This window comes from Plantactinospora sp. DSM 117369, from assembly GCF_053764795.1.
The window spans coordinates 9,187,321-9,196,754 of sequence record NZ_CM132446.1 but is presented as its reverse complement, the minus strand read 5'-3'; the positions used below and the strand labels follow the sequence as shown (position 1 = coordinate 9,196,754).

General features: G+C 73.1%; 9 protein-coding genes and 2 pseudogenes. 4 read left to right on the top strand and 7 right to left on the bottom strand.

The features are described 5' to 3' along the window. Positions 1-15 precede the first annotated feature (15 nt). A pseudogene (locus ACSMXO_RS39410) lies at positions 16-975 on the top strand (Gfo/Idh/MocA family protein); the annotation flags it as partial. Between the two features lie 63 nt (positions 976-1,038). Here ACSMXO_RS39410 and ACSMXO_RS39405 read toward each other — a convergent pair. The 3 genes from ACSMXO_RS39405 to ACSMXO_RS39395 form a co-directional block, all read right to left on the bottom strand. Then, positions 1,039-1,983, bottom strand: coding sequence for a glycosyltransferase family 2 protein (locus ACSMXO_RS39405; protein WP_455415836.1), 945 nt, complete (start codon positions 1,981-1,983; stop codon positions 1,039-1,041). After that, on the bottom strand, positions 1,980-2,744 hold the full coding sequence (locus ACSMXO_RS39400; RefSeq protein WP_455415835.1) for a DUF6071 family protein: 765 nt from the start codon (positions 2,742-2,744) through the stop codon (positions 1,980-1,982). Before ACSMXO_RS39400 ends, ACSMXO_RS39405 begins: the two co-directional genes overlap by 4 nt. A gap of 318 nt (positions 2,745-3,062) precedes the next feature. Next, positions 3,063-3,845, bottom strand: a complete 783-nt coding sequence (locus ACSMXO_RS39395) for a TetR/AcrR family transcriptional regulator (RefSeq protein ID WP_346257249.1) — start codon at positions 3,843-3,845, stop codon at positions 3,063-3,065. Between the two features lie 88 nt (positions 3,846-3,933). On the opposite strand from ACSMXO_RS39395, the gene ACSMXO_RS39390 reads away from it, so the two are divergent. The 3 genes from ACSMXO_RS39390 to ACSMXO_RS39380 all read left to right on the top strand — a co-directional run bounded on the left by ACSMXO_RS39390 (position 3,934) and on the right by ACSMXO_RS39380 (position 6,850). Then, on the top strand, positions 3,934-5,004 hold the full coding sequence (locus ACSMXO_RS39390; protein WP_455415834.1) for an ATP-binding cassette domain-containing protein: 1,071 nt from the start codon (positions 3,934-3,936) through the stop codon (positions 5,002-5,004). Then, positions 5,001-5,831 carry an ABC transporter permease gene (locus tag ACSMXO_RS39385; protein WP_455415833.1) on the top strand — a complete coding sequence of 277 codons (831 nt, stop codon included), beginning with the start codon at positions 5,001-5,003 and terminating at the stop codon, positions 5,829-5,831. The genes ACSMXO_RS39390 and ACSMXO_RS39385 overlap by 4 nt, the downstream gene beginning before the upstream one ends. A gap of 176 nt (positions 5,832-6,007) precedes the next feature. Continuing rightward, on the top strand, positions 6,008-6,850 hold the full coding sequence (locus ACSMXO_RS39380; protein ID WP_455415832.1) for an alpha/beta hydrolase: 843 nt from the start codon (positions 6,008-6,010) through the stop codon (positions 6,848-6,850). 55 nt (positions 6,851-6,905) lie between these two features. Here the strand turns inward: ACSMXO_RS39380 and ACSMXO_RS39375 are convergent, their stop codons facing one another. From ACSMXO_RS39375 to ACSMXO_RS39360, 4 genes and pseudogenes are all read right to left on the bottom strand, one after another. Further along, a complete protein-coding gene (locus tag ACSMXO_RS39375) occupies positions 6,906-7,193 on the bottom strand; it encodes a YciI family protein (RefSeq protein ID WP_346257253.1) in 288 nt (95 codons plus the stop codon). Positions 7,194-7,224: 31 nt separating this feature from the next. Continuing rightward, positions 7,225-8,157 carry an NADP-dependent oxidoreductase gene (locus tag ACSMXO_RS39370; RefSeq protein ID WP_455415831.1) on the bottom strand — a complete coding sequence of 311 codons (933 nt, stop codon included), beginning with the start codon at positions 8,155-8,157 and terminating at the stop codon, positions 7,225-7,227. A gap of 126 nt (positions 8,158-8,283) precedes the next feature. Further along, a complete protein-coding gene (locus tag ACSMXO_RS39365; RefSeq protein WP_455415830.1) occupies positions 8,284-9,006 on the bottom strand; it encodes a methyltransferase domain-containing protein in 723 nt (240 codons plus the stop codon). 154 nt (positions 9,007-9,160) lie between these two features. After that, a pseudogene (locus ACSMXO_RS39360) lies at positions 9,161-9,409 on the bottom strand (hypothetical protein); the annotation flags it as partial. Positions 9,410-9,434: the final 25 nt, after the last annotated feature.

Sequence of the window (9,434 nt, the reverse complement as noted above, 5' to 3'; positions counted from 1 at the left end):
GCACCCGTCCGGCCGGTGCGCTGGGGCGTGCTCGGCACCGGCTGGATGGCCGGCCGGTTCGTCGAGGACCTGCTGCGGCTGCCGGACGCCGAGGTGGTGGCGGTCGGTTCCCGTACCGGGGAGGCGGCCGAGCGGTTCGCCACCCGGTACGCGATCCCGCATGCCCACGGCAGTTGGGCCGGGCTCGCCGCCGACGACCGGGTCGACGTCGTCTACGTGGCCACCCCGCACGCCAGCCACCACGCCGCCACCGCGCTCTGCCTGGACGCCGGGCGGTCGGTGCTCTGCGAGAAGCCGTTCACCCTCAACGCCGGCCAGGCCGTCGACCTGGTGGCCCGGGCCCGCTCCGCCGGCCTCTTCCTGATGGAGGCGATGTGGATGCGCTGCGTACCGGCGATCCGCCGGCTGGTCACCCTGGTCCGGGACGGCGCGGTCGGGGTGCCCCGGCTGGTGCAGGCGGACTTCGGCCTGGTGGGGCCGGTCGATCCCGGCCACCGGCTGCGGGATCCGGCGCTCGGCGGCGGTGCCCTGCTGGATCTCGGGGTCTATCCGGTGACCCTGGCCCACCTGCTGCTCGGGGCGCCCGACTCGGTCACCGGGCTCGCCACGCTGAGCCCGTACGGCGTCGACGAGACCACCGCGCTGGTGCTGGGCTATCCGGACGGGGCGTTGGCCAGCCTCTCCTGCTCGATCGTCGCCGACACGCCGTGGACGGCCACGGTCTGCGGCAGCGCCGGCCGGATCGAGCTGGACCGGGGGTTCTTCCGGCCCGCCCGGCTGACCCTGCACTCCGGCGACGGCGAGCCGCGGATCGTCGAGGTGCCCTACCAGGGGGAAGGGTTCGTGCACGAGGCGGTCGAGGTGATGCGCTGCCTGCGGGCCGGGCTGACCGAGAGCCCGCTCGCCACCCTGGCCGACACCGTGGCGGTGCTGCGGATCCTGGACGAAGTCCGGGCCCGGACCGGGGTGCGCTACCCGGCCGACGACGACCGGCCGGCGACGGACGGCCGTCCGTCGCCGGCCGGCCAGCCGGCGAGGTTACGGGAAGACGACCCGGTTGCGCAGGCTGCCGACGATCCGGCCGCAGCGCATCGCGCACCGGGTCACCCAGACGGCCCGGGACGTGCGCGACCGGACCAGATCGGGCAGGTGGCGCAGGAGCCAGCGCCACTCCCGGGCGGCCGGCCGGATCGAGCGGGGTAACCCGGCGGCGGCGAAGTCGCGGTACAGCCGGGGGTGGCTGAGGCCGTACGAGTAGTACTGCCGGGCCATCTCCCGGAGCCGGCGGCGCAGCCGGTAGTGCACCACGGCGTCCGGCAGCGCCCCGATCGGGTACCCGGCGAGCTGGGCCCGCCAGAAGAAGCTCACCTCGTCCGAGCCGTACCGGTAGGCGGGGTCGAAGCCGCCCAGCTCCTCGAAGACGGCCCGGCGTACCCCGCAGTTGGCGCCGAGCGCGTACGGGAGGAAGTCGAATCCCTCCTGGAGCGAGCCGGCCGGTTTCTCGGGGCGGGTGGCCAGCGAGACGTCGTCGTTGAGCAGCCGGCGTTCGACGTGGCCGCCGACGGCCGGGAACTCGGCGAGTCCGCGTACCATCTCGGCCACCCACCCGGGCGCGACCACGTCGTCCTGGTCGCAGAAGAGCAGCAGCTCGCCCCGGCTCACCCGGCAGCCTTCGTTGCGGGCGTAGCTGGTGCCGGCCCGGGCGCCCGCCCGGTGCAGCCGGAGCCCGGGCAGCCGGCTGGCGAACGCGGCGACCAGTTCGGGCGTACCGTCGGTGGAGCCGTTGTCGACCACGACGAGTTCCCAGCGCCCGGAGTAGGTCTGCCGGGCCAGCGCCGCCAGTTGCGCGCCGATCGTCGCGGCGCCGTTGCGGGCCGGCATGATCACCGACACCAGCCCGGGACCGGCCCATCCGGCCGGATCCGCCGCCGCGCCGGGCGCGGCGGCGGTCACCGGTCGTACGGTCATCGGTTGTACGGTCATCGGCGGCTCCGTCCGCTCAGTGGAAACCGCAGCCGCTCGTCAGCGTCGAGCCAGCGCAACATCGCGGCGGCGAAGTGCTGGTGCCCCTCCCGGAGCGGATGGTCCCAGTCGCCGAACGGCACCCGGCCGAAGACCATCTCCCGGAAGGTCTCCTCCGGTCGGGGCGGCAGCGCTCCGAAGACCAGGTCGGCGCGGAGCGCGCGCATCACCGGTACCGCCTCGGCCGGGATCGGGTCGGGCAGGATCTCCCAGGCGAACGCGAACCGGCTCGGTACCCCGCGACCCGTGAGGTGGTGCTCCAGCAGCAGCCAGTCCACGAAGAAGTTGACCGTCTCGCCGGTGGTGCTGAACAGGTGCCGGAGGTACGCCTTCGACGGCTTGTCCCCCTCGGCGGCCTTCCAGTCGGCCACCCGCTGCCAGTGCAGCTCGCCGGGGAGCGCCGGGCGTACCCCGAGGTCGGGGCGGACCGGCCCGTCCTCGATCCCGCTGTCGTGGTATTCGTTGCGGCTCAGCGCGGTCCACATGTTGACGAAGAGGAGCTGGTCGTACCCGATCCCGTGCGCCGCCCGGATCGACTCCAGGTGCTGCACCGTGGTCCGGACGGCCCGCCGGTTGGAGCCGCCGTCGCAGGCCAGGTTGACCACGCCGATGCCGAGTTCCCGGCCGAGTACGGCCGGCCAGGCGTCCCGTTCCGGTTCGGCCAGTTCGGCACCCCGGGCGAAGCTGCAGCCGTTCACCACGAGCAGCCGGATCGTGCTCATGCCGCCGACCTCACCCCGTCCGTGCTCGCTGGCGCGCCGCTATGGGAACGCTCCCACATGACGACGGAGGTAAATATATCCAAGCGCCGTCGGGGCGGGCAACGGGGTGTCGGAGGCTCTCCGTCGAGCCGTTCGCCCGGCTGTCCGCGTGACCGCGGGGATCCGGGCCGTCCAGGTACCGATGGCCATCCCGAGGAGCGGGAACAGCAGCGACACCGCGACCCGGCCACGGCGCAGCGCGGCGGGGTCGGCGAGGGACGGCGGCGGCACGGACACCCCCAACGGAACCGGAAGGATCTCAGCCGACCCCCGTCACGGTCACTCGGCAAGCCCCTGCTGGGCGGCCCGGGCTCGCACGAACGCCTCGATGCCGTCCAGCACCCGTTGCAGCCCGAACTCGAACGAGCGGGCCGGGTCGGCCGGGGCGTTGTGCTCGGCACCGGCCGCCGCGCCGACCCGGGCCGCCACGGGATACCGCTCGGGATCGAACACCTGCTCCAGCAGGGGTGCGAAGCGCTCCCACCACTCCTGGACGGTCATCCCGGTGCGCTGCTGCACCTGGGCGGCCTCCACGGCGCCGCGTACCGCGCCGTGCACGTAGTCGGCGACCAGGCCGACCAGGAAATCCATCTCGATGTCGGTCAGGCCGAGCCCGGCGACGGCGGTGAGCTCGCGGTCGTACTTGGCCACCGAGTTGGGGCCGAGCACCGGAAGGCTGGTCGCGACCTGGAGCAGCCAGGGGTGCCGGCGGTAGCGGTCCCAGTTCTCCCGGGCCAGCCGTTCCAGCCGGCTCCGCCAGTCGCCCTGGTCGTCGTCCGGTCGGACGGTCCGGGCGTGCACGGTGTCGACCATCACGTCGATCAGTTCGGCCTTGCCCGGCACGTACGTGTAGAGGGACATCGCGGTGACGCCGAGTTCGTCCGCGACCCGTCGCATGGACAGGCCCGCCAGCCCCTCGCGATCGGCGATCTCGATCGCCGCCCGGACTATCCGGTCCACCGTGAGCTTGGGTTTCGGGCCCCGCCGGGGGCGATCGGGTACGCCCCAGAGCAACTCCATGCTCCGCTTCGGGTCACCACTGCCGCTGTACTCCGTCGTCACCTCGTCATTCTCCCCGGCTTGAATTCCTTACAGCGTACGCGATAGTCTGTGGCCGTAACCCTGTACGGCGTACATGATTGGAATGGTCATGCACGACAACGCTCTGGCGATCCGAGCCGAGGGGCTGTGCAAGCGGTACGGCGACCGGCTCGCCCTGGACGGGCTCGACCTGCGTGTCCCGACCGGTACCGTGCACGGCCTGCTCGGGCCGAACGGCGCCGGCAAGACCACAGCGGTACGCATCCTCACCACCCTGCTCCGGTTCGACGCCGGTCGCGCCGAGGTGGCCGGCTACGACGTGGCCCACCAGCCCGACCAGGTCCGCTACCGGATCGGGCTGGTGGGGCAGTACGCGGCTGTGGACGAGATCCTGTCCGGCCGGCAGAACCTGGCGATGTTCGGGCGGCTCTACCACCTGCCCGGTGCGGTGGCCGACCGCCGGGCGGACGAACTGCTGGACCGGTTCGGGCTGACCGACAGCGCGGACAAGCCGGTCGGGCGGTACTCGGGCGGGATGCGGCGCCGGCTCGACCTGGCCGCCGGGCTGATCCTGGCCCCGGCGGTGCTCTTCCTCGACGAGCCGACGACCGGGCTCGACCCGCGCGGTCGCAACGAGGTGTGGGCGGCGGTACGCGCCCTGGTCGGCGCCGGCACGACCGTACTGCTCACCACTCAGTACCTCGACGAGGCGGACCAACTCGCCAACCGGATCTCGGTGGTCGACGCCGGCCGGATCGTCGCCGACGGTACGCCGGACGCCCTGAAGAGCCGGCTCGGCGGCGACCGGATCGACGTCGTGCTGCACCGGGTCGACGACCTGCCGGAGGCGGCCGCGCTGCTCGGGCGGATCACCGACGGTCCCGTCGCCCGGGACGACGACGACCGGCGGATCAGCGCGCCGGTGCGGGACCGGATCGGCACCCTCACCGCGCTGGTGCGCGGGCTCGACGAGCGGGGCGTCGCGGCCGAGGACATCGCGCTGCGCCGGCCGACCCTGGACGAGGTGTTCCTGCACCTCACCGGTACCGGGACCGAGGCACGCACCGACGCCCGGGCCGAGCGCACATCCGGTGCCGGCACTGCCGCCGTACCGGCCGGCCGCGCCCGTCCCGGGGACGGCGAACGGGCCGGCGACGAGAACCGGGAGGTGGCGCGATGACCACGACGACGATCCCGTCCCCGCCGCGAAATGCCGCGCACCGGCTGCGCTGGGTGGTCGCGGACAGTTGGACGGTCACCCGCCGCGACCTGCTCCACTGGACCCGTCAACCGGTGCAGATCGTCCTCGGCCTGCTGTTTCCGATCATGGTGGTACTGATGTTCGGCTACCTCTTCGGCGGCGGCATGGCGGTGCCCGGCGGTGGCGGCTACCGGGAGTTCCTGATGCCGGGCATGTACGCGATGACCATGCTCTTCGGCATCGAGGCCACCTACGCCGCGGTTGCCACCGACGCCGCCCGGGGGATCACCGACCGGTTCCGGGCGCTGCCGATGGCCGGCTCGGCGGTGGTGGTCGGCCGCAGCGTCGCCGACCTGCTGCACGCCGCGCTCGGGCTGGCGGTGATGGTCGGGTGTGGACTGGCGGTCGGCTGGCGGTGGCACGGCGGCCTCGCCGCCGCGCTGGCCGGGTTCGGGCTGCTCCTGCTACTCCGGTTCGCCGTGCTCTGGGTCGGTATCTACCTCGCCCTGCTGCTGCGTAACCCGGAGGCGCTGGTCGCGTTGCAGGTGCTGGTCTGGCCGGTGCTGTTCCTCTCCAACGCCCTCGTCGCGCCCGAGACCATGCCGGGCTGGCTGGGCGTCGTGGCCGAACTGAACCCGCTCTCCGCGACGGTCTCCGCCACCAGGGAACTCTTCGAGAATCCCGGCTGGGGGGAAAGCTCCTGGCTCGGCCGCTACGCGGTGCCGCTGGCGCTGGGTTGGCCGATCCTGCTGACCGCGATCTTCCTCCCGCTCTCGGTACGCCTGTACCGGCGACTCGACCGGTAGCCAGCGCCCCGACGGCCGTACGCCCCGCCTGGTGGGGGCGTATGGCCGGGGTTGCGGCAGCCGGTCAGGGGTATCCGACGGCAAGCCCGGAAGTGGCTGCCCAGCGCGCCGGAAGAGAACATCACGCCGGAAGCGAACATCCGCCGGAAGAGGACATCACGTCGGAAGAGGACATCATGCCCCTCCTACCCGTTGAACCGACCCGACCCGACACCATCGTGCTGATCCACGGCCTGTGGCTGACCTCCCGGAGTTGGGAGCACTGGGCCGACCGGTACCGGAGTGCCGGGTTCGAGGTGCTGACGCCGGCCTGGCCCGGCATGGACTCCGACGTCGAGGCGTTGCGCCGCGACTCCGGGGCGATCGCGGAGCTGACCTCGGGCCAGATCGTCGACCACTACGAGCGGATCATCCGCGACCTGCCCACCCCGCCGATCATCATGGGGCACTCGATCGGCGGGGCGTTCGCCCAGATGCTGCTGGACCGTGGGCTGGGCGCGGCCGGAGTGGCGATCGACCCGGCAGCGGTCAAGGGAGTGGTCCGGCTCCCGCTCTCCACCCTCAGGGCCAGCCTGCCGGTGCTGCGCAACCCGGCGAACCGGCACCGGGCCGTACCGCTGAGCCTGGACGAGTTCCACTACGCCTTCACCAACACCATGTCCCGGGCCGAGGCGGAGCGGGTCTACCGGCGCTACCACGTACCGGCCGCCGGGCACGTGCTGTTCGAGGCGGCGCTGGCGAACCTGAACCCCCGGGCCGCGCTGCGGGTGGACTTCGGCAACGAGCGCCGGGCACCGCTGCTGCTGATCGCCGGCGGCGCCGACCACGTGGTGCCGCCGTCGGTGACGAAGGCGACCGCCGGGCGCTACCGGAAGTCGAGCGCGGTCACCGGGTACAAGGAGTTTCCCGGCCGGCCGCACTACACGGTGGGGCAGCCCGGTTGGGAGGAGGTCGCGGACTACGCGCTCAACTGGGCCGTACAGGCGGCGAAGCCCGGGCAGCCGCAACCCCGCCGCTAGCCGGCGGCCTGTGCCGGCCGCGCCGTCCCTCCGCACCGGTTCCGGACGGCGCGGTTCAGGCCGCGCCGCCAGCCGTCGCCGGGCCGCCGACCACCGGTGTCCAGGGCCGCACCGCGACCACGCTGACCCCGGGCGTCCGGTAGTAGGGGTCGACGTCGAGGGCCCGCCGTACCGCCGCTTCGTCCGCGTCGAAGAGCAGCAGCGCGCCCGAGTCGTCCGCCCAGGGCCCGGCCGCCAGCAGAGCACCGTCGGCGTGCAGTCGGGCCAGAAGTTCGCGGTGGGCCGGCCGGGCGGCCAGCCGGGCCGCGGGGTCGCCGGTGAAGCGCAGTTCCACAACGATCATGTACAGACCCTACCTACTACGACCGGCACCGCTATCCGGCCGAGCCGATCGCCACGGCGAGCTTGCCGACGGTACCGCTGTTGTTGAAGTCGGCGAACGCCTGCGGGACCTCGTCCAACAGGTAGGTGCGGGCGATGGACGGGCGCAGCCGGTCCGCGGCGGCCTCGGTGGCGATGTGGTCGAGCACGAGCCGGTCCGGGATCGCGTCGACTGCCGTGACGTTCAGCGCCCGGTCGCCGAGCTGCTCGGAGTCCACCCCGAGAGTGGAGGAGAACCGGCCGCCGGGGGTGATCAGGTCGGCGATCAGCTCCGGGTCGCCGGCCAGGTGCACCGCGCTGTCCACCCCGTCCGGGGCGAGCTGCCGGACCTGTGCGGCCAGGTCGGTCCGGTGGTCCACGGTGTGCGCGGCGCCGAGTTCGTGCAGCAGGTCGGCGGCGGGCCCGGCCTCGGCGGTGGCGATCACCGTCGCGCCCCGCGCGGCGGCGAGCTGGACGGCGTAGTGGCCGACCCCGCCGGTGGCCCCGGAGATCAGCAGTGTCTCGCCGTGCACCGGGGCGACCGCGTCCACGCTGGCCAGCGCGGCGACCCCGGCCAGGCCGAGTACGCCGGCGGCCCGGTAGTCGAGCCCGGCCGGCAGCGGTGCGAGGCCGATCTCCTCCGGCACGACCACGTACTCGCCGAACGAGCCGTCGCCGAGCCCGGGCTTGGCCACCACGCCGAAGACCTTCTCGCCGGGCATGAAGCCGCTGACGCCCGGCCCGACCTCGGTCACGATGCCGGCGAAGTCCCGGCCGAGCACCACCGGGAACTGGTGCTCGACCTCGCCGGCCAGAAAGCCTCCGGCCAGTTTGGCGTCGAAGCCGTTCAGGGAGGAGGCCTGTACCTCGATCTTCACCTCGCCGGCACCGGGCGTCGGCTCCGGCATCTCCCGGACCTCTGGCATCGCCCCAAACGACTCAGACATGACGGCACGCATCTACCGGCCTCCCCGAACGCTCGCCCGATCCGACATCGGTGCATTCCCGCCGGGCTTCGCTACATGCCTTCCAGCTCGGCGGATACCCCTATTTCCGGTCCGGTCCGGCCGGGCTCAGTCGAAGAACCGGGCCAGGTGGCTGGGGTCCGGGCCGGGGTCGTCCGGGCCCAGCGGGGTGAGGTCGGCGAAGATCGACGCGCCGTCGCAGCCGGCGTGCAGCGGGTACCACCGGGGCGCACCGGGATGGCGCTGGCAGATGTGCTTGATCGTCTGCACGTCGAGCAGGCGTACGTGGGTCGGGTCGGCGACCGCGTTGACATGCCCCCACCAGGGGCTCATCACGTGCAGTACGCCGCCGGGCCGGAGTACCCGGTGGCACTCGTCGACCAGGCTCAGGAAGTCGATCAAGTGCTCCAGGATGTGCACCGTGAAGATCACGTCGACCGAGTCGCCGGCCAGCGGCAGCGGGCCGGAGAGGTCGGCCTGGGCGTCCACCCCCGGCGCCACCCGCAGGTCGAGGCCGAGGTTGCCGGGGTACTGCTTGGCGGCGCCGCAACCGAGATCCATCACCACCGGGTCGCGCCCACCCACCCGCACCCGGGACCAGACCGCCAGTACGCCGTCGAGCCGGCCGACGAGTCGCCGGACCAGAGCCAACTCGTCCCGGTCGGCCACCTCGCCGGTCAGGTGCGCCACGCCCCGGTCGAACCGTACCTCCACCGCCGTGCCACCCAGCCGGTCGTCGTGCTTGACGAGGTCGGCGTACGCCATGCCGAGGAACCCGTCGATCGCCCGCAACCGTTCGCCGGAGGGCGCCCTCTGCAGTTGCGCGACCATCACCACCTCCCGGCCGGGGCTACCCGGAATCGTCCGGTCTACGCCTGGCCCGGCTCTGCCTCCGGTGATCGGTGGGGCCGAGGGGTCAGCCGGTGGCGGCGCGCCGGCCGGCCCGCCCCAGGTTGCGCAGCCGCGGCCGGGACGCGACCGCCCGGAGTACCCGTTTCAGGTGGTAGCGGTGCAGTTCGGCGCTGCCCTGCTGGCTGCCGTCCTCGGTCACCGAGACCAGCTCCCAACCCTGGGCCCCGGCCCGGTTGAGGTGGGCGAGTGCGGTGTCCCCGTACGGGGAGACGTCGAGCACGGCACCGTCCGGGCCGTACCAGGTGTAGGCGAGTTCCCAGCCGGTGTCGTCCAACCGGGGCTGGCGCCGGCGCACCAACAGGGCGTACTCCCATCTGAGCATGGGGTAGTTCTTGCCCAGCCGGGCG